At 58.1% G+C, this 26,627-nt stretch carries 19 protein-coding genes and 1 pseudogene; 9 read left to right on the forward strand and 11 right to left on the reverse strand.

Features of this window, described 5'->3' with window-relative positions; all coding sequences use genetic code 11:
- Positions 1–25: 25 nt before the first annotated feature.
- The 7 genes from OHL23_RS15210 to OHL23_RS15240 all read right to left on the reverse strand — a co-directional run bounded on the left by OHL23_RS15210 (position 26) and on the right by OHL23_RS15240 (position 12,830).
- A complete protein-coding gene (locus OHL23_RS15210) occupies positions 26–2,575 on the reverse strand; it encodes an ABC transporter permease (RefSeq protein ID WP_263352762.1) in 2,550 nt (849 codons plus the stop codon).
- A gap of 18 nt (positions 2,576–2,593) precedes the next feature.
- Entirely contained in the window at positions 2,594–5,086 is a 2,493-nt protein-coding gene (locus OHL23_RS15215) for an ABC transporter permease (RefSeq protein WP_263352763.1), read from the reverse strand.
- Between the two features lie 58 nt (positions 5,087–5,144).
- Entirely contained in the window at positions 5,145–7,568 is a 2,424-nt protein-coding gene (locus OHL23_RS15220; protein ID WP_263352764.1) for an ABC transporter permease, read from the reverse strand.
- A 33-nt stretch (positions 7,569–7,601) separates the two neighbouring features.
- Positions 7,602–10,073 (reverse strand): ABC transporter permease, encoded by a 2,472-nt coding sequence (locus OHL23_RS15225; RefSeq protein ID WP_263352765.1) that lies wholly within the window; start codon positions 10,071–10,073, stop codon positions 7,602–7,604.
- Between the two features lie 50 nt (positions 10,074–10,123).
- On the reverse strand, positions 10,124–10,834 hold the full coding sequence (locus OHL23_RS15230; RefSeq protein WP_263352766.1) for an ABC transporter ATP-binding protein: 711 nt from the start codon (positions 10,832–10,834) through the stop codon (positions 10,124–10,126).
- A 51-nt stretch (positions 10,835–10,885) separates the two neighbouring features.
- Positions 10,886–12,088: an efflux RND transporter periplasmic adaptor subunit gene (locus OHL23_RS15235; protein ID WP_317891690.1), complete on the reverse strand. Its 1,203-nt coding sequence runs from the start codon at positions 12,086–12,088 to the stop codon at positions 10,886–10,888.
- A gap of 349 nt (positions 12,089–12,437) precedes the next feature.
- Positions 12,438–12,830, reverse strand: coding sequence for an energy transducer TonB (locus OHL23_RS15240; protein WP_263352768.1), 393 nt, complete (start codon positions 12,828–12,830; stop codon positions 12,438–12,440).
- 316 nt (positions 12,831–13,146) lie between these two features.
- Between OHL23_RS15240 and OHL23_RS15245 the strand changes: the two genes are divergently transcribed.
- Entirely contained in the window at positions 13,147–13,974 is an 828-nt protein-coding gene (locus tag OHL23_RS15245; protein WP_263352769.1) for a hypothetical protein, read from the forward strand.
- A gap of 12 nt (positions 13,975–13,986) precedes the next feature.
- Here the strand turns inward: OHL23_RS15245 and OHL23_RS15250 are convergent, their stop codons facing one another.
- From OHL23_RS15250 to OHL23_RS15265, 3 genes and pseudogenes are all read right to left on the reverse strand, one after another.
- Positions 13,987–15,084, reverse strand: coding sequence for an isoaspartyl peptidase/L-asparaginase family protein (locus OHL23_RS15250; RefSeq protein ID WP_263352770.1), 1,098 nt, complete (start codon positions 15,082–15,084; stop codon positions 13,987–13,989).
- A 27-nt stretch (positions 15,085–15,111) separates the two neighbouring features.
- Positions 15,112–16,415, reverse strand: a pseudogene (locus OHL23_RS28875) (amidohydrolase family protein).
- 52 nt (positions 16,416–16,467) lie between these two features.
- A complete protein-coding gene (locus tag OHL23_RS15265; protein WP_317891691.1) occupies positions 16,468–17,271 on the reverse strand; it encodes a uracil-DNA glycosylase in 804 nt (267 codons plus the stop codon).
- Positions 17,272–17,296: 25 nt separating this feature from the next.
- Here OHL23_RS15265 and OHL23_RS15270 point away from each other — a divergent pair, with 25 nt between their 5' ends.
- The 6 genes from OHL23_RS15270 to clpX all read left to right on the forward strand — a co-directional run bounded on the left by OHL23_RS15270 (position 17,297) and on the right by clpX (position 23,085).
- Positions 17,297–17,506 carry a hypothetical protein gene (locus OHL23_RS15270; RefSeq protein ID WP_263352772.1) on the forward strand — a complete coding sequence of 70 codons (210 nt, stop codon included), beginning with the start codon at positions 17,297–17,299 and terminating at the stop codon, positions 17,504–17,506.
- 333 nt (positions 17,507–17,839) lie between these two features.
- Positions 17,840–19,036 (forward strand): aldose 1-epimerase, encoded by a 1,197-nt coding sequence (locus tag OHL23_RS15275; RefSeq protein ID WP_263352773.1) that lies wholly within the window; start codon positions 17,840–17,842, stop codon positions 19,034–19,036.
- A gap of 126 nt (positions 19,037–19,162) precedes the next feature.
- Positions 19,163–19,411 (forward strand): CPCC family cysteine-rich protein, encoded by a 249-nt coding sequence (locus OHL23_RS15280; RefSeq protein ID WP_263352774.1) that lies wholly within the window; start codon positions 19,163–19,165, stop codon positions 19,409–19,411.
- A gap of 208 nt (positions 19,412–19,619) precedes the next feature.
- On the forward strand, positions 19,620–21,038 hold the full coding sequence (tig, locus tag OHL23_RS15285; RefSeq protein ID WP_263352775.1) for a trigger factor: 1,419 nt from the start codon (positions 19,620–19,622) through the stop codon (positions 21,036–21,038).
- Between the two features lie 142 nt (positions 21,039–21,180).
- Positions 21,181–21,771 (forward strand): ATP-dependent Clp endopeptidase proteolytic subunit ClpP, encoded by a 591-nt coding sequence (gene clpP / locus OHL23_RS15290; RefSeq protein WP_263352776.1) that lies wholly within the window; start codon positions 21,181–21,183, stop codon positions 21,769–21,771.
- A 36-nt stretch (positions 21,772–21,807) separates the two neighbouring features.
- Complete coding sequence (clpX, locus tag OHL23_RS15295) at positions 21,808–23,085, forward strand: ATP-dependent Clp protease ATP-binding subunit ClpX (RefSeq protein WP_263352777.1); 1,278 nt, start codon at positions 21,808–21,810, stop codon at positions 23,083–23,085.
- Positions 23,086–23,096: 11 nt separating this feature from the next.
- Here clpX and OHL23_RS15300 read toward each other — a convergent pair whose 3' ends face one another.
- Positions 23,097–23,288: a hypothetical protein gene (locus OHL23_RS15300; RefSeq protein WP_263352778.1), complete on the reverse strand. Its 192-nt coding sequence runs from the start codon at positions 23,286–23,288 to the stop codon at positions 23,097–23,099.
- A 21-nt stretch (positions 23,289–23,309) separates the two neighbouring features.
- Here OHL23_RS15300 and lon point away from each other — a divergent pair, with 21 nt between their 5' ends.
- Both lon and OHL23_RS15310 read left to right on the forward strand, forming a co-directional pair.
- A complete protein-coding gene (lon, locus tag OHL23_RS15305) occupies positions 23,310–25,724 on the forward strand; it encodes an endopeptidase La (RefSeq protein WP_263352779.1) in 2,415 nt (804 codons plus the stop codon).
- A 116-nt stretch (positions 25,725–25,840) separates the two neighbouring features.
- Complete coding sequence (locus OHL23_RS15310) at positions 25,841–26,611, forward strand: hypothetical protein (RefSeq protein ID WP_263352780.1); 771 nt, start codon at positions 25,841–25,843, stop codon at positions 26,609–26,611.
- Positions 26,612–26,627: the final 16 nt, after the last annotated feature.

Here is a 26,627-nt window from a genome sequence, read left to right on the forward strand (position 1 = left end):
ATCTCCTGCCTATCCTTTGCGTTTGCTACTCAATGCGAAGTGCTTTCATCGGTTCGATGGAGGCCGCCCTGCGCGCCGGTATGAAGCCCGCTGTAATCGCGCAAAGAGCGAGCAAAATAGTTGCAGCAGTCAGCGCAATTGGGTCATAGGAACTTACACCGTAGAGTTGGCTCTTCATGAAGTAACCAGCCGCAAGAGCGGACGGGATGCCGAGCGCCAGCCCCATTCCGATCTGCACTAGGACGCTCCGCAACACAAGAGAAACAACGCCGGGCCGCGTAGCTCCCAGAGCCATGCGAATACCGATCTCACCAGTGCGGCGCGCAACGAAATAGGAAGTTACGCCGTAGAGTCCGACCGAGGCCAGAATCAATGCGAGAACTCCGAAGAGCGTAGTGAGACGCGCGATCAGGCGATCCTGATTGAAGTTTCCCGCAACCTGAGCATCCAGCGAACGAAGATCGATCACAGTGAGATTGGGATCGATCGCCGCAAGTGTTTTGCGAACGATCGACTCGACGTCTTCCTGTGGCCGGTCGAAGCGAAGCACGATTGAGTCGATAAACATCGACTGCACTTCGCCGCCAATCATCCCCGGCTCTTTATAGGCGGTCAACTGCTGCGTCAAAGGGCGCAGATACACTGGCCGAACCTTCTCTCGCGGGTTATTCATCTTGAAGTCCTTGAACACCCCGACAATCTCCCAACTACCCGAGTACGGCACAAAATCTATTCCGAAATGTTTGCCGACGGGGTCCTGGTTGGGATAGAAACGATTGACAAATGTCTGATTCACGATAGCGACGGGTTGCGACGACGCTGTGTCCTGCTCGGTAAACTCGCGTCCGCGCACCATCGGCACTCCAATGGTTTTGAGATATCCGGCATTCACTCGGTCCCATGTGGAACCGCAGCGTTCGCCGGGCCGCGGTGCTGGATGGCCCTGTTGAATAACACACTCGCCCCAGTTATCGCCTTCCAGCGGACTGTAAAGCGCCAAGCCCACGCCGGATATGCCCGGCAGCGCTGAAAAGCGCGACTCCATCTCGCGATACAGTGCTGGCAAGCGATCGATCGTATAGCCTGCGCCAGAGGGATCGAGGTGCAGCACGTAACGGTTGGTGGTGGCTATGCCGAAGTCCTGATGCTCAAGATTGGTGAGTGACTTCGTCATCAGCACTGCCCCAACCAGAAGTACCAGCGACAGCGCGGCCTGGAAAACCACCAGCGTCTTTTGCGGCAACGAGGATCGGTCGCTCGTGGAGCGATTCGAGCCGCGCAAAGCCTCGGCCGGCTGCGCATGGGATGATAGCCACGCAGGCGCGGTGCCGAACAGAAGACCCGTGATCAGTGAAATCAGGAATGCGAATCCGAGGACCATCGGAGATGGACTGGCCTCAATCGGCAGATTCTTCGCATCCGGAAACGCGAGCGTGAGAATCAGGTGCGAACCCGCGTAAGCGACCGCAAGTCCTGCCAGTCCACCGATGCAACTCAGCAATACGCTTTCCGTGAAGATCTGGCGGATGAGGCGGGAGCGTCCCGATCCCAGCGCCATGCGAATCGTAATCTCCGTACGCCGCGCCGTAGCTCGCGCCAACAGCAGATTGGCGATATTGGCGCAGGCAATCAGCAGAACCACCGTGGAGAGAATCATCAGCATCTTCAGGCCGGTTCCGGTCTCCTGCTGCAGGCTCTGAATCCCCCCACCGCCGGGAACAATCGTGACATGCTGTTTGGGAATCTCCGCCGAGCCGCCATTGTCGGTATACGCAGGACGAGTCGTAAGCCACTGTCGCAGCGCCGCAGACAGTTTCTGCTGCAGTGGGACAATCACCGTTCCAGGACGTACTCTGCCGATCGGGTAGAGCCAGTTCGAATCAGGATGATGCAGAATCGCGCCTGGTCCAGAAACAAGAGGCTCAGTCGACAACGGAAGCCACAGAGCCGGCGGATTGTCCGTAATCCGATCGCCAAAGAAGCCGCGTGGCGCAACGCCGATTACGCTGAACGGATGGGCCTGGATCGTGATCGTCGAGCCTACGATGGAAGGGTCGCCGGCAAATTCACTCTGCCACGCCTGATAGCTCAGCACGGCGGTAGCATTGGCTGCCGGAGTGTCGTCGCTTTCCAGAAGTGTTCGGCCCAGATATGGGCCAACGCCAAGAGTCGTGAAGTAGTTGCCGGAAACATACTCGCCGACCAGCGCTTTCGAAGTGCTGTTTCCACGACGTACGCTGTATATATTTCGTCCGGCCTGCATGGCGGCAAGTTGTTCAAACTCCGGCGCGGAGCTCTTCAAGTGCAGATATAGATCGTACGAGTAGATATCGAAGTCGCCATTATCCCCGACAAATCCACCATTGACACAGCAGTCATCGGTATCGCCGATGCGATAGAGTTGCTTGGGATCGGATACAGGAAGTGACTTGAGCAGAATTCCCTGCACCAGCGTGAAGATCGCCGCGTTGGCGCCGATGCCAAGGGCCAGCGTGATCACCGCGGTGATGGTAAACCCGGGCGATTTACGCAACTGGCGCAATGCATAGCGGAGATCCTGCAAAAGTCGATTCATGTATGCTCCTCTAGCTTGTTACTCAGTGCGCAAAGCCTGCATTGGTTCAACGGAAGCCGCGCGGCGCGCCGGTAGCCAGCTTGCCGCGATAGTTGCAATCAGAATCGCTGCGACGGCAAATACAGTAGCTTGCGTGCCATTCATGATCACGTTGGCCGAATGCACGGAAGCATCGATTCCAGCGTCGGCCAGCAGTTCGCTCACCACTGGCCTCAAGAGCCAGCTTGCTGCTCCACCGACAACTACGCCCACGGATGCAAGCATCAGGCCACGGCTTAGAAATGTCAGCAGGATGCGCGCGCGATCCGCGCCGAGCGCCATACGCACACCAATCTCGCGCGTCCTCTGCGTGACCTGATAACTCAGCAACCCAAAGAGGCCAATCACCGTCAGCACCAGCGCAAATCCGGAGAAGCCCCCAGCCAGCAGCGAGAAAAAGCGCGGTTCCTGAACAGTGTCGTCAATCACCGCCTGCATCGTAGTCAACTTCGCTACGGGAATTTCCGGATCGGCTCGTGTCACTGCCTGCTGCGCGAGCTGCGCCAGATTCACGCGGGCAGCAGTGCGCACAGCAAAGGTCGTAGGAAACCATCCATTGAGTACGCCGGTGAACTCGTCGGTAAGCTGGACCATGGGCGCATATACCATGACGCCCTGCGCCTCCACCAGAGAACGACTGCGCACATCGGCCACCACTCCAACGATGCGCCAATTCTTTTCTTTGCCAATACGAATGTACTGGCCAATCGGCGAGCGTCCCGGCCACCACTTTTTAGCGGTCATCTCGCCGACTACAACTACGAGATCTCCATCGGCGCGGTCGCTATCCGCAATATCGCGTCCAGCGAGCAATGAAACGCCCATCGTCTCGAAATAATGCGGAGTTACTGCGCGAAATTCAATAGTCTGGCCCAATTCAGGATGGCCCGCGGGAAATCCGCTTGTATTAAGGCCGCGATCCAGAGGCAGTCCGTTCACAGCGGCAACTCGGTCCACGCCAGGCCTATGGCTCAGTTGATCGAGCACGGAGGCCACAAACTGCGTCGTCTTGCGCGTACTGGCATAGCGTTCCCCACGCAGCGTTACCTGAAAGACCGTCAGTTGTTTGGGCTCGACGCCCGAAGGCAATGAACGCAGGTTGGCGAATGTTCCAAGCAGTACGGAAGCCATCGAAACCAGAACCATTGCAAGCGCGACCTGCGCCACCATCAAGCCGCGTGAGAGGCGCGCATGAGAGACAGTCTCGCCAATCGACATTCCGCCAAGGCGCATCTCGCGGCTCCGGCCACGCAGCAGGATCCATGCGGGAAGTATCGAAAAGAAGGTCGTCGAAGCGAGCGCCACAAGCATCACCACTGCTGAAGTCAGCCACTGGCTTGGCTCTCCATGCAACGCAGGAATGGCAAGCGGCGCGGCATGGAGCAGCACATAAGTGGCGGCGTGAGTCACGAACAGCGCTAGCACTCCTCCGCCGATTGCCAGCAGAATTCCCTCGCAGGCCAGCAGACGCAACAATTGCGCCTGCGTTGCGCCCAGCGCCGCACGCAGCGCAATCTCGCGCGAGCGGCGCAGCGAGCGAGCGATCATCAGACCGGCCAGATTGAGGCACGCCAACAGCAATACGGCTGCTACAGCGCCCATCAGCGTAAGCAGGCTTCGGCGCACTTCGCTCACGACAACATCCTGTAGCTTCCACGCGCGAAGCTCATGCAACTCGTTACCGCGATCCAGCCACTTCCTATAGCCGGGATATCGCTGGTAGAAGGGTTGCTGCAACGCATTCAACTGCTGCTGCACCTGGTCAAGCGTCACACTGTTGCGTAGCCGCGCGATCATCATGTAGTTGTCGCCTTCATATCCCGGCTCTTTCGAACTCAGCTGCAACGGCTGCCAGAGATCAGGCGACCCCGTGATGCCCAGTGCGGATTCGCTGCTGGCAACAAAACGAGCGGGCGTCACGCCAATGACTGCAAAGCTCTCCTGATTCAAACGAATCGTCCGTCCAACAACAGATGGATCGCCATTGAAGACTCTTATCCAAAGGCTGTAACTCAACACAGCGGCCTTCGCGCCGCCAGACCGATCCTCCTCGGACGAAAAGCCTCGCCCGATGGCGGGTGTTATGCCAAGCGTGCGGAAGTAGCCTTCGGACACGCGCAGAGCATTGACCTGAACCGCACGGCCACCATTGACAGAGAGGTTGGCCGCATACATGCTATCGTCCATCACCGTCGAAGAGGAGAATGCCCCACTGTTTTCGCGCACGAAATCCGCCGCACTGCCGGCCTGCTCGGCGTTCGGCTTCTCATGCGGAAAGGTCCACGCCACGCCCACAAGCCTGTCCTGATCGGGATACGGCAACGGCTCCAGCAACACCATCTGCACCACGCTGTAAACCGCCGCTGTAACGCCGATGCCCAGCGCAAGCGTGAGCAGCGCAGTGAGCGTAAAGCCCGGCGCCTTGATCAACTGGCGCAGCGCGTAGCGAAGATCCTGAAGAAATCCCGTCATGTAAGTTATCTCCCCTTCTCCGTTTCTATGAATTGCTCGCCAGTTTCATTCGCCTTGTTCACTCACCACGAAGCGCCAGCATCGGTTCCACCGAAGCCGCGCGCCGCGCCGGGATCCAACTGGCGAGCAGCGCCGCGCCAAAGAGCACCGCAGCCACGAGTCCGACTGCAGTGAAGTCAATAGAGCCTACCCCATATAGCGTGCTGTGCATGGCCTTGCCGACGAAGTAGGCGCCGATAAGACCGAGTCCAAGGCCAATCAATGCCAGCACGGTGCCTTCTCGCAGGATCAGACCAACTACGTTGCCGCGGCTTGCGCCAAGCGCCATCCGCAGCCCTATCTCGTGCTCGCGCTGCGCCACCGTAAACGCCATGACGCCGTAAATTCCGACTGCGGCCAGAACCAGCGCAACGCAGGCAAAGCTGCCATACAGGACCATAGTGAATCGGTCGCCAGCCAGCGTCCGGCTCTTCACCTCTTCCATCGTGTGCATCTCAGCCAATGCGATCTCCGGATCGACAGAATGCACAGCATCCTCCAGGCTTCTGGTCATCAGGAGAGGATCGCCCGCTGTGAGTACACCAAACGTGGCAGCATCCCAGGGAATCTGCCAGAAAGGGATCTCGATTTCGGGGCGTCCGTCGCGCAAACCACCACCTTTTACATCGTGAAAAACTCCCACGATCTGCCATGGAACCGCCGCTCCCAGCTTTGTCACGCCAGGAATCAACTCTTCCACCATCAGTCGCTGCTGAAGCGGATCCTTATCCGGGAAGTACTTCTTGACAAAACTCTCGCTGACCATCGCCACGCGCACACTGCCCGCGATATCGTGATCGGTAAAGCTGCGACCGCGAATCACCTGAATCCCAAAAGTCTTGAAGTAGTCAGGAGTGACCATACCGAAGGCCGCGCCGGGCCGTTGCGATGGATCGGCAATATCCGGTGCGCCCGCAATGGTGAACGGCATCCCGAATCCCGCGCCTTCAAGTGGCAAGCCGGTTGAAACAGAAGCATCCAGAACACCCGGAACGGCCATGATCCGACTCAGCATCTGGCGATAGTAAGCAGTGATCCGCACGGGATCTTTGGATCGCGCTTCGGGAACCGGCAAAAAGAATGTCTGAATGTGAACCGTGCTTACGCCAAGGTCAACCTGGGTAAGATTCCAGAAGCTGTGAATGGCAAGTCCCGCTCCTGTAAGCAGCGCCAATGCAAGCGCTATTTCGCCGACTACGAGTATCCGGCGCACTCCGCGACGGCCTGCACTGGTTCCCGTTCGTCCGCCTTCTTTCAGCGCTTCGCCAGGATCGACGCGGGTCGCATGCCACGCCGGACCGCAGCCAAAGAGCAAGCCAGCCAGCGTGGAAACGCCAAACGAAAACAGCAGAATCGGAACATTCAAAGTCAGGTCCGCCTCCGAAGGAAGCGTGCCCTGCGGCATGATCGCCACGAGTCCGCGTAACGCAAGCCACCCCACGCCTACGCCGAGCACACCACCGATCAATGCCAGCAGGAGATTCTCCGTGAGAAACTGAGCAAAGATAGCGCCGCTCTTTGCTCCCAAAGCAATGCGCACCGCAACTTCCTTCTGTCGCGTGGTGCCTTTGGCGAGCAGGAGATTTGCCACGTTAACACAGGCAATCAACAGCACAAAGCCAACCGCACCCAATAGGAACCAAAGCATCTGAATGCGTTCCTTGGGTAGAAAATCATTCTTCAATGGCTCGACAAACGAGCCCCAGCCCTGATTGCTCTTGGGATATGCCTTCGCTATGTTTGCCGTAACCGCGTCCATATTGGCCTGCGCCTGTTTGATCGTGACGCCCGGCTTCAAGCGGCCCATCACCAGCAGCCAGTGAAAATCATGATTCAACTGCTCCGGCTTAAAGACCAGAGGTACAACAAGGCTCGCGTTCAGGCGATCCGGCTGACCGGCCGCCATCACACCCACGACCGCATACGGCTCGCCATCGATCTTCATCTGCTTGCCTATGATGTTCGGATCGGAGCCGAGTTTCTTCCAAAGCTTGTTGACCAATACGACGACGTGCTCGTTGCCCAGCTTGCCTTCATCGGGCAGAAGGTCCCGGCCATACAGAAAATTAACGCCCATCATCTTGTAGAACCCGGGCGTAGTCTTCTGGCCCTCGACATATTCGGGCTGATCTTTCGTAGCCAGGTTGAAGCTACCGCCGGTAAAGGCATTCAAAGACTGAAAGGCAGTGCTCTGATTGGCCCAGTCGGTATAGTCACCCGCCGAAACACCGTTATGAAATGTTTGAATTTTGGACCAAACCATCACCAGTTGATCCGGCTCGGGATAGGGCATGGGCGCAATAATTGTGGCATAGACCGTGGTGAAGATAGCCGTGTTGGCTCCGATGCCCAGCGCCAGTGTAATCACAGCGGTGATCGTGAAGCCCTTCGATTTCAGCAATTGGCGCACGGCATAGCGAATATTCTGCCACAGACTTGTCATATGCATCGGCTCCCTTCCACGTGCACGAATTTCCTATTCGCTTCTCAGGGCCACGATCGGTTCAATCGAAGCAGCATGGCGTGCTGGCATCCAGGCGGCAAGGAACGATGCGGCAGCCAGAACCGCCGTGACCGTTCCAAACGTCAGACCGTCGTGCACTTGCACTCCGTACACGTAGCTGCGCGCCAATGACACGGCAAACCAGGCCATCACCATTCCGCAAACAAGGCCTGCGCCAACCAGCAGCAACGCACGGCGTAGAACGAGCTTAAGAATATTCGCCTTCTGCGCTCCAAGCGCAAGGCGAACTCCAATCTCTCGTGTTCGCTGCGCAACTGCAAACGCGAGCAACCCGTAAAGCCCGACCGAAGCGATCAGCAACGCCAGTCCTGCAAAGCCTTCCAGCAGATAACTGGTCAACGTCTGGCTTCCAAACGAGTCTTCCACCGCTTCATGAATAGTCTTCACATCAGTCGTTGTCGCGTCGGGAGCAACTTCATGCAGCGCCTTATCAAACCGCGCTCGCAAAACCTCCGCGGGAACACGAGCGCGAATCGCCACCTGCATGAATGCCGTCGCGAGATTGTATAGAGGCGCTCCGGGAGTCATCTGAGCAAGGCAAAAATACATCTCGGGAGTCGTGGCCTTCGTAACATTACGTTGCTTCACATCGCCGATGACACCGACAATATGCGCATCTCCAAAGCGCCCCTTGCTGATCGAGACGGAATGCCCGATAGCGTCCTGCCCACTCATGTATCGATTCACAAAAGCTTGATTCACAACTACAACGACGGGCGATGTCGCAGTGTCATCCTCAGAAAAGAACCTACCCCTCAACATCGGAATTCCCAACGCTTCCGTCACTCCCGCCGATGCCAGTCGACCATCCGCACGCGGCATCTGCGATTGAGGGACCTCCTTATGATCGAGGGTCGCCCCAAGGCTAATCATGAATTCGCCGCGCATTGGAAGTACAGAGCTCAACGCCGCGACTTGCACTCCGGGAATTGCGCGCAGCTTGTTTAGCAATGGAATATAGGACGTTTGGACGATATTGATGCTGCCTTCGGTATCCTTCTCTTCCAACCCTCCCGCGGTAGGATTCAGAATAATTCCGCCCGTGAGCACATTCTGTTGAGTGAAGCCCAACGGAACCTGCCGCAGCGCGTTAATGGTTCGCAGAAATAGGCCAGCACCCGACAGGAATACCAGTGTCAATGCGAGCTGAGCTACGACCAGAGCCTCGCGTGTCCGGTTGTGACTTGTGGAAGCCGTGCTGTTGACACCATGAAGTTGTTCTTGAACGTTAGCGGAGGTTGCGCGCAGCGCCGGAAAAATCCCCACAAGTAGGGCTGTAAATATTGTCAGCAGTCCCAATCCAGCGACTACTCGCCACTCAAGGTGAACATGGTTCGTCATCGGCAGGCTTTGCTTGATCTGGTGCCACAACAGCTTGAGAGTGACCTGACCGGCTAGAAGTCCAAGAGCGCTTCCCATCATGCTCAGTAACAGGCTCTCCACAATCGATTGCTGCAGCAGACGCGACTTGCTGGCTCCCAGCGCTGCGCGGACAGCCTGTTCTCGTGTTCGGGAAACCGCACGCGCCAGCATCAGGCTGGTAACATTCAGGCACGCTAAAGCCCAGACTCCGAGCACAACGGTATACAGCAGCCCTAATGGCTTGCGCGCACTTTCATTGAGCGAGTTCTGGTAATCCTTGACCTGCACATTGGCAGGTATTCCGCCTTCAGGGACTTCCTTTGCAATCAACGTCTGAGCACGATTCAAATTTGCAGCCAATTGCGCCATCGTCATTCCGTCAGGTAGACGAGCGAACAGGTCTCCCCATCGTTGATGCGATCCGCTCATCGCAGCGCGCTCAGCCGCATTAATTGCCGCGGGAGACCATACCTGCATCGCTTCCCCAAAAGGAAAGGAGAATCCCTTCGGCATGACGCCAACGATGGTGTACGGATGGCTCTTGATGGCAAGAGTCTTGCCGACGATCATCGGATCGGCTCCAAAGAGTTTGCGCCAGACATCTTCGCCGAGCAGCACTACATGCTCTCTCCCAGGATCGTTCTCATCCGGTCGAAAGCTGCGACCCAGCATTGGCTGCACACCAAGCATCCTCGTCAGCCCCGCAGTGACATCCACTTTCTCCACCTGAAAACGACCACCCGGACCGACAACACTGGCCATCTTCTGGTCCAACACCACGCCCGTTTGCACCGTCGAACCAGCAGCGTCACTGAGCTGCTGAAGGTTCGCGTAGCTCAGTTCCATCTCGAATCCCTGATTGACCGGCCCTTGAATAGCTACAATTCGGCCAGGCTGCGCATACGGCAATGGCCGCAGCAGAATCCCATCAATCAGCGTGAAGACCGCAATATTTGCACCCAGCCCGAGCGCCAGCACCGTAATCGCCGTGAAGGTAAACCCCGGCGATTTGCGCAACTGGCGCAGTGCATAGCGAATGTCCTGCATGAGCGAAGCAAGCATGGCAACAACCTCGGGCTGAATTCAGAAGGGGGAGGGCTCTGAATTGGCGGTTAAACTTCCGCGAGCAACTGGTTCAACTCCCCTTCGGCGACAACCTTGCCGTCGAAGAGATGAATCTGGCGCTCGGCGTGCGCGGCAAATCGCGGATCGTGCGTCACCATGCAGATCGTCGCGCCTTCGGCGTGCAGCTCCTGCAACAGCTTCATCACCGCTTCGCCGTTCTTCGAGTCCAGGTTTCCGGTAGGCTCGTCCGCCAGCAGGATCGACGGCGAACCAGCCAGCGCGCGGGCTACAGCGACACGCTGCTGCTGACCGCCCGAGAGCTGCGCGGGATAATGCCGCATCCGATGCGCCATATTCACGCGCTCCAGCGACTCCTGCACCTTCTTCTTGCGCTCGGCTGAGGGCATTCCGGTGCGATAAGTCAGAGGTAACTCAACATTTTCCGCGACCGTAAGATCGCCGATAAGATTGAAGCTCTGAAAGATAAAGCCTATCTCCTGATTGCGAATGCGCGAACGGTCCGCAAAATTGAGATTCGCAACCGCTTTGCCGTTCAGCGTGTAGCTGCCAGCGGTAGGCGTATCGAGGAGTCCGATAATAGAGAGCAGCGTCGATTTGCCGCAGCCCGAGGGCCCCGACATGGCGACATATTCGCCGCGCGCGATGCTAAGGTGAACGCCGGACAGAGCATGGGTCTCAATCTCGTCCGTATAAAACACCTTCGTCAGGTGCTCGATTTCAATGATGGTCTGGCTCATGCTGTCAGTTCCTCTCTTTTCCGAATTTGCTCTAAATCAATTCCTTGGGGGTTACTCCAGGCGAATTCTGTCGACGGCGTCCTGCCTGCTCATATCCGAGAGGATGACGGTGTCGCCCGCCTGCAATCCCTCAATCACCTGGATCACATTGACCGAAGCCCGGCCCACCTTCACCGGGACTCGCACTGCTGTCTTACCGTCCTGACCGAGCTTGAAGAGGCTGATCGTACTGTTTTCGTTGCCGAAAGCGGGCCGCCCTACATAAAGCACGTCATTCAGCCGATCCAGATCCACCGTCCCATCCACGCTCAACTGCGGAACCGCTCCCGCGGGCAGCGGTCCTTCCAGCGTTACGTCAACGACGCGCGTTCCGTTCAATACCGAGGGATCGATTCTTGTTACGTGGCCCTTGACGATGCCGTTATGGGTATCGACCTCAGCCGGCTGGCCTATCGCGATATCGTGTGCCTGGGTCTCGGCGATGTTCAAAGCAGCCTTGAGCTTGGCCGGTTGCACAACCTCGGCGACGGAGGTTCCTGCTGTTACATGCTGGCCCACCGTCACCGGCGTCGCGAGCGTGGAAAGCACTCCGCTGATGCCGGCGCGCACCTGCAGCTCATCCTCCTGCTTCTTATAGAGATCGTAGAGAGCCTGGGCCTGGTCGACCTTAGCCTGAGACGAGGCCAGCTGAACTTCAATCGCCTTGGTATTCACGTCCAGCTGCTGCTCGCTGATCTCCCGCTGGGCCGTGAGTTGATCGGCCTTGTTCTTGGAGGCATTGGCAACCAAGCCGGAGACCACGCCCAGTTCAAACAGCTTCTTGTCCGTCTGCGCCTGCAACTGGTCTTGGGTAAAATCTGAATTCACCTGGGCCGCAGTCGCCTTTTTGTCCATCAAAGTGCTCTGCAGCGTCGCCTGCAAGGCCTTGTAGTCGGCCTTGGCGCCTTTCAATGCCTGCTCCGCACTCAGAAGCTGCTGTTGCAGCTGAGGATCAGCCAGATCCATGAGAATGGTGTCCGGCGTAACCTGCGTGCCAGGAAGCACGCGGATGTGGACCACCGTCGCGTCCGTCTGCGCGGGAATCAGCTGGATACTGTCTTCACGCGGAACCAGCGTACCCGGACCACGCACCTGGCGCTCGAATGAACCCCGCTTGACGGTGTCGGTCCAGACCGTCGCCCGGTCCACCGAGGGAGCGGCGGGCTTGAGGCGGTATACAAAAAATGCGATTGCGGCTACTACAACCACCGTCACTGCCGCCCAGATCCACTGTTGACGACGCTTCTTCTGCTTTATGTCAGGTCTTGAAATATCCATCGCGGCAACAGTAGATGCACGTCTGTGGCCATCTAATATCTCGTAATATCAATAACTTGCACCCCAAGGTGGGCGTCTCGATGTCCGTGTGCGGATTCAAGTGTCCATTTTCGGACAGACCCCGGCGCATCGCAGACACGCCCCCGAACCGGGCGGCCCGGTCACAGCCGCCCGTAAATTCCTCCCAAAAAACAAATCCTCCACCCCAGAAGCTCTTTCGCCTCTGGAATGGAGGATACTTTCCGCGTCAGGTCAGCAACCCAACGCCGCTTAACTTGGTTGCAGCCTAGCGGTTCACCTGAACAATCATGTTGAGGTCCACCGGAATTGCCTGATTGTCCAGCTTGGCGGGACGGAAGTGAGCCTGGCTTACACCCTCAACAACGCGGGCATCCAGATCCGGATCGGCCGACTTCACCACGCGAATATGCTCCGCGTTACCTTTCTCATCGACCCTGAGAGCAAGTACTACCTCGGCGCCATTGCCATCGTTTCGCAGCAATGTGCTGGGCGGGATATGAATGTCCCCTGAGCCGATGACTGCCGGTTCAATGACACCCGTTGAGACGCGCCGCCCCTGCGGTGCGTCGGTGGCGTCGGTCTTTGGCTGGCTGGCGACTGCCGATGCGCTGTACAGCATCGGGGAAAGCAAAAGAGTAGCTGCAAGAATAGAACGCATATGATTCCTCCCCAGGATCAAATATGACCGGATAAGTACCCGTCACCATTGTGTTACTAAAACAGAACAACTGTCAACAAAAAATAAAAATGCATATTATTTTCAACATTTTACGTATTTACAAGCCTATCGAAAACAAAAATCTCCTGATTTGGAAGAGGCTATCCCGAATCACCCCAGACTCCTGTCAGCAGACTGAAGTCGGCGACGCGTGACTCAGATGCTCGCCCCACGCCAGAATCACACCTGGAATTGTCATGAATTGAATTGCAGTGAATTGCCATGCGCGAACCGAAGACGGGAGTAATATTTATGCATGAGGCGCTTCCCTGCTGCCGTGATGTGGCTTTTTGCAGTCGCATTCCCCGTCTGCGCACTCGGCGCGAGTTCCCATGGCGGCTTTGGAGGACACGCAGGCGCGAGCCACGCCGCATCTGGATTTCGAGGATCGGGATTTTCCGGCCAGTCATTCCATGGCCCGGCATTCCGTGGTGGATCATTCCAGGGCAGATCTCAGGCTGGACCGCGGTATGCCGCTCCTTCCGGACCTTACCGGTTTACCACCGGGTCCCGCTTCTCGGGAAATAGACAGGGAGTCTATCCCGCCTCGCGCTTCGGCAACCGGGCTGGGATGAACGGCCGGTCAACATACGCATCCGGACAATATCGCCGCTCGCGTTACCGCGAGCCTTACCGCTCGGCCTTCGCATTTGGAGGTCTGCCGTGGTACGGCCCGTGGCTGAATCTCTGGGGACCGGATTTCCTCGATGATCCGGATGACTCCGCTTACGACAATGGGGCAATCACACCCTATGCGCCGGATTACGGCGGCCAGGGCTATGACTATCCGCCGTCCGATCAGGACCAGATGGCGCCGCCGACAAACTATCAGCCCTTCTACGGCACGCAGCAGCCAGATCCCCGATCAAACGCGCCAGTTAACGAAGAGGCTGTGACGCTCATATTCAAGGATCACCGGCCGAACCAGGTTATTCACAACTATCTACTCACCGGGACCACTCTCACCGTCTGGGACCGGAATCCCCGGAATATTCCAGTCAATGAAATCGACATCGCCGCGACAGAAAAAACAAATCGCGAAGCAGGAGTCGATTTCTATCTCCCCGGCGACTTTAAGCCGTAGCCGATTTCCCGACTATGGCTCGTCGCGGTAGATCCCGACCTGCGGCGTTCTGCCTTCCGAGAGCTTTGCGCGAAACATGCCCGGCGTGTTGAAGCTCCAGGCAAGCTGGCCATCCGGAGTGATCGCAATCACCCCGCCGTCCCCATGAACCGCAACCAACTGCTTCTGGACCACCTCATCCACCGCGGCCTGCAAGGGCATGTGTTCATACTGCACCAAGGCGCAAATGGTTCGTGCAACCGTGAGGCGAATGAAGTACTCTCCCACGCCCGTCCCTGAAACCGCGCAGGACTGATTCGAGGCATAGGTTCCAGCGCCGATAATCGGCGAATCTCCCACACGGTTCCAGCGCTTGGCTGTTGTTCCGCCAGTCGAAGTACCTGCCGCGACATTGCCGTTACGATCCAGCGCAACCACGCCGACCGTGCCATATTTGTGGTTATCGGGAGTCTCGATAAAAGCCACAGGCTTTGCCGGAGGCGCAGGCGCTCCTTCTGGCCGTTCCGGCACGGGCACGCCCTGCTTCTTCAACTCCTCCACAAGCTGTTGCCAGCGATGTTCGGTGAAGAAAAAGCTCGGCGGAACCTGTTCAAGATGGACCTGCGCGGCGAAATCATCCGCGCCTGCTCCCACCAGCATCACATGCGGCGATTTCTCCATGACAGCGCGAGCGAGCGAAATGGGATGGCGCGTGCGCCGCACGTCGGCGACCGCACCCGCCTGCATCGTTTTGCCGTCCATGATGGCAGCGTCAAGCTGGTTGGTGCCGTCCGCCGCAAAGACCGCCCCGCGCCCCGCATTGAAGAGCGGATTGTCTTCAAGCAGCTTGATCGCAGCCTCAACAGCATCGAGCGACGACCCACCCCGGTCGAGCACCGCGCCAGCAGCGTTGATAGCTTCCGTAATGCCCGCGCGGTAATTAGCCTCAGCCTCAGGCGTCATGGATGACCGTTCGATCACTCCAGCCCCGCCGTGCACCACCACCGCCCATTTGTGCTGGCCCGGCGCAGTCTGGCTCGGCCCAGACTGTCCTTGAACAGCAATGGAACAGCCAACCAGAGCCACGCAAGCCACCAAACCTCTCAGTACAAAACGCATTCGCCGCAACATAGAGACTCCATAGAACTCGCAGAAACCCTATCTTCGATAAACAACGCCGTCCTTCATCACAAACCGGACCGATTTGAGCACTGAGATATTCTCCAGCGGATTCCCCGGCACCGCGATCACGTCCGCAAAAAATCCTGCCTTGAGCTGGCCAATCTGGCCCTCCCAGTCGAGCAGCCGCGCGCCGTTGATCAGGTCGGCCTTCAGCACATCGGCAGCGGGCATCCCATCCTGCACCATCAGCTCCAACTCGCGAGCCTGCGTGCCATGTGGAAACGGCCCCACATCCGAACCCACAGCAAACGGCACGCCCGCAGCCATCTGCCGTTTGAACTGCTCCGCATGAAACTTCTGCAGCGACCCCTCAGCCCACTCCGCTGGACCACCCGCACCATGCTGCTGAAAGTATTCGCTGATCGTAAACGTAGGCACCGCGTAGATCTGCTTCTCCTTCATCATGCGCATCGTCTCGTCGCTCAGATAAAACGCATGATCGATCGACGCGACACCGGCTCTGGCCGCATACAACGCGCCCGGCTCGCCCGTGCAATGCACACCTACGCGCGTCCCCAGGCGAGCCGTCTCGGCAACCGCAGCCTCCAGTTCGGCTGCGTGTACTGATACGGCGTGGTGAACTTTCCCTCACTCAGCCGATCCGTTCCGGTCTCGTAAATCTTGGCAAAATCCGACCCCTCCTTGTGCTGCTCGCGAATCACCGCCACCAGTTGCGTGGCATTGTTCGCGTAGTCGGCGTTCGAGGAGACATGCTCCGCAGGATTGAAGTGATTCGCATCCTCATGGCCGCCGAGAATGTCGATCGCATTGCCGCTGACGCGCATCCGCGGCCCCGGAATGAGACCTGCATTGATGGCATTGCGCACAGCGGTATCGGCAGACCCAGCGCCCTCGGTGCCCATATCGCGCTCAGCCGTAAAGCCGGCCATCAGATCATCGCGCGCCGCCAGTTCCGCCAGAATTGTCCGCTCCGGAACAGATTCCTCCACCGTTTGCAGGTCTTCTGCGCCAGGATGGAGGAAGAGATGTACGTGCGCATCGATCAAACCAGGCATCAGCGTCGTGTCGCCCAGATCGAGCACCTCCGCGCCCGCCGGATGAGACACCGACGCCCCAGCTTCTGCAACCTTGTTGCCGCGAACCAGAACTTCCCCCGGAGTGATCAGCGAGCCATGTTCGACATCGAGCAGATGAGCCGCGTGTAGAACGATGGTCTTTTCCGGAGCAGCCTGGGCATTGGCCAGCGCCGTTAAGCCGCCAAAAAGCGCAAACAAAAACGCAAAAAAAGAGAATGCGCGTCGGACCTTGAACGTGGACATGCAAGCGATACTAGCACGCTTCCAATGAGCCTCCTGCACACCGGCTCACGGGCTACGTTTTGATCCCCGCCAGCTCCCGCGCGCGGGCAAATATCTTGAAAAACATCGGCGCTGTGAGCTTGCCGGTATTGGTGTTCTGCAACGAAGGATGATACGTCGCGAGCAGATGCACACCGTTGGGGAGCTTGTACTCAGCCCCGTGGCTGAACTCAATTCCCTTGCGCGACGCAAGCGCGCTGGTTCGGATGAGATGCGCAACGAAGGCATCGAAACCGATCTTGCCCAGGCAGACGACCACTCGCAAGCGAGTCAGCAGCGCGATCTCCTCATCCAGCCAGTGAGCGCAATTGCGCTGCTCCTCCGGCGTAGGCTTGTTATCCGGCGGAGCGCAGCGGACAGCCGCAGTAATCCACATATCCTTCAGCCTGAGCCCATCCTCGCGGCTATAGGCATTCGGTTGGGAGGCAAAGCCAGTCTCATACAGCACCGGAAACATGAAATCTCCTGAACCGTCGCCGGTAAACGGCCTTCCCGTTCGATTGGAGCCGTGCGCGCCCGGAGCAAGACCCAGCACCAGCACCCGCGCCTCCGGATCGCCAAAGGACGGCACCGGACGGCCCCAGTAGCTCCAATCGCGCCATTGCCGGCGGCGAACCCGGGCAATCTCCGTGCAGTACTCACGCAATCGCGGACAACTTTCGCAGGCGACGATCTGGGCATTCAGAACTTCAAGATTGGCAGCGGAAGACATCTGCACATTGTAGTTTCCGGCCCGGAAAAGCGAAGAAATGACTAGATAGAGGGGGAGGTTGGTGCCGATTTGTTGGCGGGACGGCGCGACCCGTTCCGTCTGCATCTTAATTCTTCAGGAGGATCAGCCAATGGAGAACCATATTCGTTTCAAGGGCGGAAAGAAGCCGCCGACCACCGGGTTCGCTACTCCGCACGTTCGTGGTGTCGCCGAGGATGAGCCTGACGAAGAGGTGAACGATTCCTTCGGCTCCATCCATCCTGCCGATACGATGGACACCGATCCGGACAAGGACCCGGAAGCCGGCGGCAAAGGGATTGGGGAGAAGGCGGCAGAATAGGAATCATCCTGTTTGGGCTGTTTTTGGTCGATTGCCTAGCTCTCATTGCTCGTTATCAAGCTCCGATGTGGACACCCCGCAATACCCACGCAACCTCGGACAGCTTCCACAACTATCTGGTGATTCAGGATTTCAAGACTCGCAGCGCCGGGAATTCGTCCATTTTGGTAGCCTGCCAATCCCAGAAAGCGCAATCGCCGTGATCTGTCGTAAAATGGCTCCGTTTTGAGAAAACCTTTCCCAGCAACTCCCAGCTATTCCTTGCTGCCCAGGGAGATTTCCATCCGCCCACGCCAGAATGCGCGAATTCGAACAGTACAGGGGACCAAAAACATGAAGCAAGCGACTCGCCCAGCAACCCGATCGGTTTTTGTAACCGGCCTCGCCCTCCTCGCCGGTATATTTGCTCCAGGCATTTCAGAGATGACCATGCAAGCCCAACAGGCAAAACTCCCCGAAGTCAACGGCATGGCTGCCGTCACCATCACCCGCAAGCCCACGCCGGGCGCAACCAAGCCGGAATTCACTTCCGTCACCCTTCTGCCTGGCCGTGGTCTTCTCGTTCAGCAGATTACCGCCTACTTCCCCGGCAAGGGCGAAGTGAACGTGCTGGCCGCACCCCTCGGCGATCTCGACCAGGCCGCCGCAATCTTGAACGACAAAGACACGCCCAACGGCGACCTCTCCTACCGCCTCGGTGCGGCATTCCTGTTCCCCTATCCCAATCGCATTCGCGGCAAGCTCTCAGCAGACGGCAAGACGATCACCACAGAGTGGCACGGCCACACGCTCACCTTGCCGGCCAACAGCAGCGGCACCCTGCCCGGAGCCGAGCGCCACGCCATGCATGGCCTGATCCTGAAGACCAAAGTCGAAGACCTCAAGGTAAATCAGACAGCGGACGGCGGCAGCGTCTCCGGCGTCATTCATGGAGGCGATTTCAACGGACACTGGCTCTCGAAGAGCGATCTGGTTATCAAGGTCACTCTCACCGCCGACGGTGTCGACGCCTCGATCGTCGCCCACAACGTCGGCAGCGAATCCGAACCGGTGGCCATCGCGTGGCATCCGTACTTCAACCTGCCCAGCAACGACCGCAAACAGGTCCACATTCAGATCCCGGCCAGCGCCATGGCCGCCGTCGACAATTACGACAATGTATTTCCCACCGGCAAAATCGTCCCGGTCGCCGGAACAGCCTATGACTTCCAGGCTGCTGGCGGAAAGGCGCTCGGCGGTCAGTTCCTCGACGACAACTTCAGCCATCTGGAAAACAATGGCGGCCCGGTCGTGGTCACCATCACCGACCCGGCAGCCCATTACGGGGTCAAGATTGAAGGGTTGACACCAAATATCAAGACGATTCAAGTCTACGCACCGCCAACCAAAAACTTTGTCGCCGTGGAACACCAGTTCAACTTCGGCGATCCTTTTGGCAAGGAGTGGGGAAACATGGACACCGGCATGGTGACCCTGGCTCCCGGCAAAAGCACGCAATGGCATGTTCGCCTGAAGGTCTTCGTACCGTAGAAAATACTGCGTCGAAGAGAATTCCGGCCAGTTTCTCGGTGCACTCCGGCCTTGACGAATCCCCCGTCGAGACCGGAGCAGCCTCCTGTCGTCCTGTCCTGAGTTTTTGCGTCTTTTCTATGCAGGATGATTACCGCTACATTTCGCTGTCTTTGCTGTGGCGCGCGTACGCTTTCGTTGCCTGACTCCATGGAACTTTGCCCGGTTTGCTGGTGGGAGGACGACGGCCAGGATTCCGACGACGCTTCTGAGGTCCGGTCCACCGTAAACGGCGAGTTGAGCCTGAGCGAAGCCCGCCAAAACTACAAGCTTTGCGGAGCTGCCCATCCACGCTTCGTCCGCTACGTCCGCCCTGCGCTGCCCGAGGAAGAATAGGCTATTTACGCTGACCGGGCCAATTCTCCGGTCGCCGGTTTGACCGTCCCGGCGAACCCTCTTACCATTATCTAGAACGCCCTCTGCCCGCAGCCGTCGTTTCGCGGACATGCAACAGTCGTCAGGATTCGCACCTGACTGATTGAATGCTGTTTCGTCCGGCAGTTCCCAGCAGGCAATGAGGCCCAAGTATCTGGAAGGCAAAATTTTGAGCTCCGCAGAGACAATCGAAAATACCCCCCAATCCGTCGCCGAAACCTCCCTCCTGTCCCCGGAAGGCGAAAACACCGAGCACACCCACCACGATCACGACGGTCATGATCACAGCCACGACGGACACACCCACGGCCCGGTCCTGAACCCTGAATGTGTCCGCGAAGTCAAGATCGAAGCCCCCGTCGAAGAAGTGGACAAAGCCTTTGCCCGCGTGTTGAAGGAGTATAAGAGACACGCCAGGATTCCCGGCTTCCGCGCTGGAAAAGTGCCGGAAAGCGTCGTGCGCCGCCGTTTCGCCGAACAGATCAAGAAGGACGTCGTCGAGTCCCTGCTGCCTGAACGCTTCCAGGCCGCCATCGCAGCCGCCGGAATCGTTCCAGTTTCGCAGCCCCAGTTGACCGGCCTGACCCTCGAAGAGGGCAAAGCCCTGGACGGAACTGCGGTCTTTGAGGTTGTTCCCGCATTCTCTCTCGATGGCTACCAGGACGTGACCGTTCCCAAACCAACCGTCGAAGCCACCGAAGAAGAATTCCAGCAGGAACTGAAGCAGCTCCGCGAATCCCGCGCCACGGTCGAACCGGTTGAAGAGGACCGTCCTCTGGTCGATGGAGACTGGGCCCAGATCAGCTACAACGGTCAGGTGCAGGTGGGCGAAGGCGAAACCGCTCCGCCGCTGGCAGGTCAGGATGCTCTGGTCGAAATCGGAGGCGCAGAGACGCTGACGGCGTTCACCGAAGCGCTGCGCGGCTCCAAGGTAGGCCAGGAGTTGCAGGTCGAAGTGACCTACCCCGCCGAATACACCGAAAACAACCTTGCCGGCAAGACCGTCGCCTACACCGTCGAAGTCAAGGCGATCAAAAAGCGGAATCTTCCCGAACTGAACGACGAGTTCGCCACCGAACTGGGCGATTACGAGAACCTGGCCGCCCTCGAAACGCGTATCCGCGAACACTTGCTGGCCGCCAAGCAACGCCGCTCCGAGCAGGAAGTCCGCGAAGCTCTCTTCGCGGCGCTGAATGAGAAGTTCGCCTTCCCCGTACCGGAATCCCTGGTCCAGCAGCAGGTGGATGCCCGCCTCGACCGCGGTCTGCGCGCCCTTGCCTCTCAAGGTATGGACACGGAGATGATGCGCAAGCTGGACTTTACCCGCCTTCGTGCCGCACAGCGGGATTCTGCGGTCAACGAAGTCAAGACTTCGCTAATTCTCGACCGAATCGCCGATACAGAAGATATAGCTGTGACCGACGAGGAGGTCGATCACGAGATCTACATGGCCGCATTGCAATCGCGCGAGCCGGTCGAGACGCTTCGTGCCCGTTTGACGGAAGATGGTGGCCTCGCTAGAATCCGGGAACAATTGCGGCGCGAAAAAACAGCAAGTCTGCTGTACAACCGGCTTCCCGCAGCTTAGTTCTGCGGGATTTCTTCCTCCCCCGGGAAATATGGGCGGGGCTTTTTGAAAGAACCGGCAAGTTACTGAATAATTAGCCGGGAAAGATAATCTTGAGCGGGGTAGCACCGCGCCCCGGCGCAAAAAGTGAGAGAATAGCGCAATGGCATTAGTCCCCATGGTGGTCGAGCAGACGAGCCGAGGCGAGCGCGCCTACGACATATACTCCCGTCTGCTCCGCGATAACATCATCTTTCTAGGAACACCGATTGACGATCAGATTGCCAACCTTATCGTTGCGCAAATGCTGTTTCTCTCCGGCGAAGACCCAGAAAAAGACATCCAGCTCTACATCAACTCTCCCGGCGGCTCCATCACAGCCGGTCTTGCCATCTATGACACGATGCAATTTATCCGCAATAACGTCGTGACTTATTGCATCGGCCAGGCTGCCAGCATGGGCGCTTTCCTGCTTCTGGCGGGAACCAAGGGCAAGCGGTTTGCCTTGCCTAACTCGCGTATCCTTATTCACCAGCCCTCGATGGGCGGGTTGAGCGGTCAGGCCACGGACATCGACATTCATGCCCGCGAGATTCTCCGCATTCGCGAAATCACCAACACGCTGATGGCCAAGCACACCGGCCAAAGCCTCGACCGGATCGAACGCGATGTTGAGCGCGATTTCATCATGACCGCGCATCAGGCCAAAGAATATGGCATCATTGACGAAATCATCGACCGGCCCCGCACTTGAAGCTTTAGAAAGACTCGCTCTGGAGGTAGTAGTCCAATGAAAACGCGCACGGGACCCGAAGATACACTGCGCTGCTCGTTCTGCCATAAGTCGCAGGACGCCGTGGCCAAGCTGATCTCATCACCGAGTGACTATCCGCGCGCCTATATCTGCGACGAGTGCGTAGGCGTCTGCAATTCGATCCTCGAGGATGACCGTGGCGAAGCTCATCCGACTACCTCTCCGGCACACCTGCCCAAGCCGCAGGATGTGAAGACCTTTCTCGACGAATACGTCATCGGGCAGGATCAAACCAAGAAGAAACTCGCCGTCGCTGTCTACAACCACTACAAGCGGATTCAAATGAATCACGCCCGCAACAACGAAATCGAGCTTTCTAAATCCAACATCCTGCTGATCGGGCCGACCGGCTCGGGCAAGACCCTCCTGGCGCACACCCTGGCCAAGATGCTCGATGTTCCCTTCGCCATCGTCGACGCCACCACCCTCACCGAGGCTGGCTATGTCGGCGAGGACGTTGAAAACATTATCCTGAAGCTGCTCCAGGCCGCTGACGGGGATGTGGCCCGCGCCCAGACCGGCATCATTTACATCGACGAAATCGACAAGATCGGCCGCAAAGACGAAAACCCCTCGATCACCCGCGATGTCTCCGGCGAAGGCGTCCAGCAGGCTCTGCTGAAGATTCTTGAAGGCACGGTAGCCAACGTTCCCCCGCAGGGAGGCCGTAAGCATCCCCACCAGGAATTTACCGCTGTTGATACCACCAACATTCTTTTCATCTGCGGCGGCGCGTTCGTCGGCATTGAACGCATCATCGGACGCCGCGTCGGCAAGAAGGCTCTCGGCTTCAAAGTCACCACTGACGCCGAGACCGAAGCTGCATTCGCCATCCGCTCCCAGCGCGATACCGAGTTGCTGCGCCAGACTGAACCACAGGACCTCATCAAATTCGGCCTCATTCCCGAGTTCGTCGGCCGCCTGCCAGTCATGGGCGTGCTCGATGAGTTGGACGAGTCCGCGCTGGTGGAGATTCTCACCAAGCCGCGTAACGCAATCCTCAAGCAGTACCAGCGGCTCTTCGAGTACGAAAACGTCCATCTGCACTTCACACCTGAGGCCACCAGCGCCGTAGCTCGCGAAGCTTTGCACCGCAAGGTGGGAGCGCGCGGCCTGCGCATGATCCTGGAAGAATTGATGCTCGACCTGATGTATCACCTTCCCAGCAACAAGCGTGTGCGAGACCTCGAAATCACCAAGGATATGGTCGAGCGCAGGGATCTTTCGCTGTCGCTGCTGGAAAAAGCCGGCTGATCCACTTATCACTAAGCTAGCTTTTGTTGAAGCTGCTGAATCTGAAAATCAAAAGAGGTTGCCACAAATCTGGTAACCTCTTTTGATTTTTCTGAAAGCTCCGGGGTTTCCCAACGTTTCGCAAGAAGATCAACAACCCGGGTCGCTGTACAATCGATTTGTGTTGGCAAACTCGGCGTGCGACCGTTCGCCAGTTCTGGCATCCGATCTACTAAGAGGTTTGAATGACTAATTCCCCGCGGGAAAAGCTCGAATCGCGCAAACTGCCCATGATGCCCATTCGGGACATGGTGATCTTCCCGTATATGGTGACTCCCTTCGTTGTGGGGCGCGAATCGAGCGTCCGTTCGTTGGAAGAGGCATTGAACGGTGACCGAAAGATCTTTCTGGCCACGCAGCACGACGCCAGCGTGGACGAACCCAAGGCGAAGGAAATCTACCAGGTCGGCACCATCTGCAACATTGTCCAGTCGGTGAAAATGCCCGACGGCAATATCAAGGTGCTGGTGGAAGGCGTAGAGCGCGCCAAATCCACCGATGTCACCGACGCTGATGGCTTCTTCGTCGCCACCGTGCGCAAGGGCAAGAGCAACTTCGAGATGACACCCGGCCTTGAGCAGCTCATGCAGCGCGTCACCACGCTCTTTGAGAGCTACGTCAAGCTTCAGCAATCGCTCAACTACGAAACCATGATCGCGAGCGTGCGCATGGATGAGCCGGCCAAGCTTTCCGACGTCATCGCCGCCAATCTGCAGCTCGGAATTGAAGAAAAGCAGGAACTCCTCGGCATTTTCGATCCAGCCGCCCGCCTGGCCCGCATCGCCGACGTGCTCGACGTCGAAATCGAGAAGCTCGACCTCGACCGCAACATCCAGTCCCGCGTCAAGCGCCAGATGGAGCGCGCCCAAAAAGAGTACTACCTCAACGAAAAGATCAAGGCCATCCAGAAAGAGCTTGGCCGCGGCGAAAAGAGCGAATTCGACGAACTGCGCAAGAAAATCGAAACATCGGGCATGCCCAAGGAAGTGATGGAAAAGGCCAACCAGGAGCTGGCGAAGCTGGAAGCCATGCCACCCATGTCCGCCGAATCCACCGTGAGCCGCAATTACCTCGACTGGCTGCTCGCGGTGCCGTGGAAGAAGAAATCCAAGGAGACTCGCAGCGTCGACAAGGCCGAAAAAGTGCTCAACGAAGACCACTACGGCCTCGAAAAGATCAAAGAGCGTATCCTCGAGTTCCTCGCCGTGCGCCAGCTCGTCAAAAATCCCAAAGGCTCGATCCTCTGTTTCGCCGGACCTCCAGGTGTCGGCAAGACCTCGCTCGGCATGTCGATCGCCAAGGCCACCGGTCGCAAATTCGTACGGCTTTCCCTCGGCGGCGTGCGCGACGAAGCCGAGATTCGCGGCCATCGCCGCACCTACATCGGAGCGCTGCCCGGGCAGATCATCCAGTCCATGAAGCGCGCCGGCACCAAAAACCCCGTCTTCCTGCTCGACGAAGTAGACAAGATGGCCAACGATTTCCGCGGCGACCCAGCCTCGGCCCTGCTCGAAGTCCTCGACCCGGAACAGAACACCACCTTCCAGGACCACTACCTAGACGTCGACTACGACCTCTCCGAAGTCCTCTTTGTGGCGACGGCCAACGTCCTCCACACCATTCCCGCGCCGCTCCAGGACCGCATGGAAATCCTGCGCCTGCACGGCTACACCGAGATGGAAAAGCTCGAAATCGCCCGCAATTACCTGCTCAAAAAGCAGCGCGAAGCCACCGGCCTGACCGAGCAGAACCTGACCTTCCACGACGACGCCATCGTTTCCATCATCCGCGACTATACCCGCGAAGCCGGCGTCCGCAACCTCGAGCGCGAAATCGGCAACGTCTGCCGCAAGGTCGCCCGCCGCGTCGTCAAAAATGGCCTCAAGCACAAGGAAGAAATCTCTGCGGCCAACATTTCGGAGTTCCTCGGCGTAGCGCGCTTCCGCGACTCCGAAGTGCACGACAGTCCCGAAGTCGGCCTAGTAACCGGCCTCGCCTGGACCGAAGTCGGCGGCAGCATTCTCACCACCGAAGTCCAGGTGCTCGACGGCAAAGGCAAGCTCACCATCACCGGCCAGCTCGGCGACGTCATGCAGGAGTCGGCGCAGGCCGCGCTCTCCTACATCCGCGGCAAATCCAACGCGCTCGGCCTGCCACGCGACTTCTATCGCAATCTCGACATTCACCTGCACGTTCCAGAAGGCGCAATTCCCAAGGACGGCCCATCCGCCGGCATCACCATCGGCACCGCCCTGGCCAGCGCCCTGGCCAAGATCCCGGTTCGCCGCGATATCGCCATGACAGGCGAAATCACCCTGCGCGGCAAGGTCCTGCCCATCGGCGGCCTCAAGGAAAAACTGCTCGCAGCACAGCGCGCAGGAGTCTTCGAAGTGATTCTGCCCAAGGCCAACGAAAAGGACATTCCCGATCTTCCGGAAGCTCTGAAGTCCGCCATGAAGCTCCACTTCGTCGATCAGATGGATGAAGTCCTGAAGATCGCGCTGCAATCTCCGCTCACCGCCTTGGTCGAGCCGGATGCGGCGGCCATGGCAGCCATTCCGCCCGGAGAATTGGCGACCGGACAGACCGCGCGCCAGTAAGGCAGTAAGAAACATCTCCTCCGCTTTTGCCAAACCAGATCCAGTAAGGCGAGGGCGGAGGAGATAATAGATATCGAATTGTTTCCCTGATTTCCGAAGTCTCCGAGACCGTCGAAATGCTTGACTTCCGCGCCTGGATCATCGCCGGCCTGATTCTTCTCTCGGCCGTCGGAGCGTACGTCATCTGGATAACCCGGCCCCGCGCCGTCTACAACGCACGCTCGCTCTCCGCCTCCGGACACAGCGCAAACTCCCCAAGCCAGCCCGCGACCACCAGCCTGCATGTCGAGGGCTGCAAGGAAGACTTCATCGTCAGCCCCGGTGAACTCGTCGAGCCGACAGTAATTCCCGGCGCGTCTCTCGACCAGTTCCGAACCGCCTACGGACCCGAAACCAAGCGGCAGGCCCAGGGCATCTGGTCATGGAAGCAGGAGGCTTTCTGGCTGACGGACGGCGACTTCGGCCCGCAGAATCCCTCGAATTTCGTGCAAATCTCCATGAATTCCAGCCACGTCGTCGAGACACTGGACGGAGTTGAACTGGGCCTGGACTCCTTCGGCACCATCTTTCGCAAAATGCAGGACAAAAAAGTTGAGATACACGAGCGAATCGCGCACGGCGATGGCAAATGGACCTTTATCGTGACGATTTATTCAGCCTGCGGCCACAACTTCCGAAGCGAGTACACCCGCACTATTTCCAGCGACCCCAGAGTAGACCGCCAGATCTCCCCACTCGCTCCCGTTACCGGAGCCAACGGACAAAGCGCACAACCCGGCCTCTGGCGATCCGATGTCTTCATGAACAAAGTGGTCTATGACTACGCAATGAAACCATCCGGCGGCACCGATAACTCCACCGAAGGCACCCCATCCGAACACGACTGAGCCGATTCCGTATGCG

This window comes from Acidicapsa acidisoli, from assembly GCF_025685625.1.
GTDB lineage: Bacteria > Acidobacteriota > Terriglobia > Terriglobales > Acidobacteriaceae > Acidicapsa > Acidicapsa acidisoli.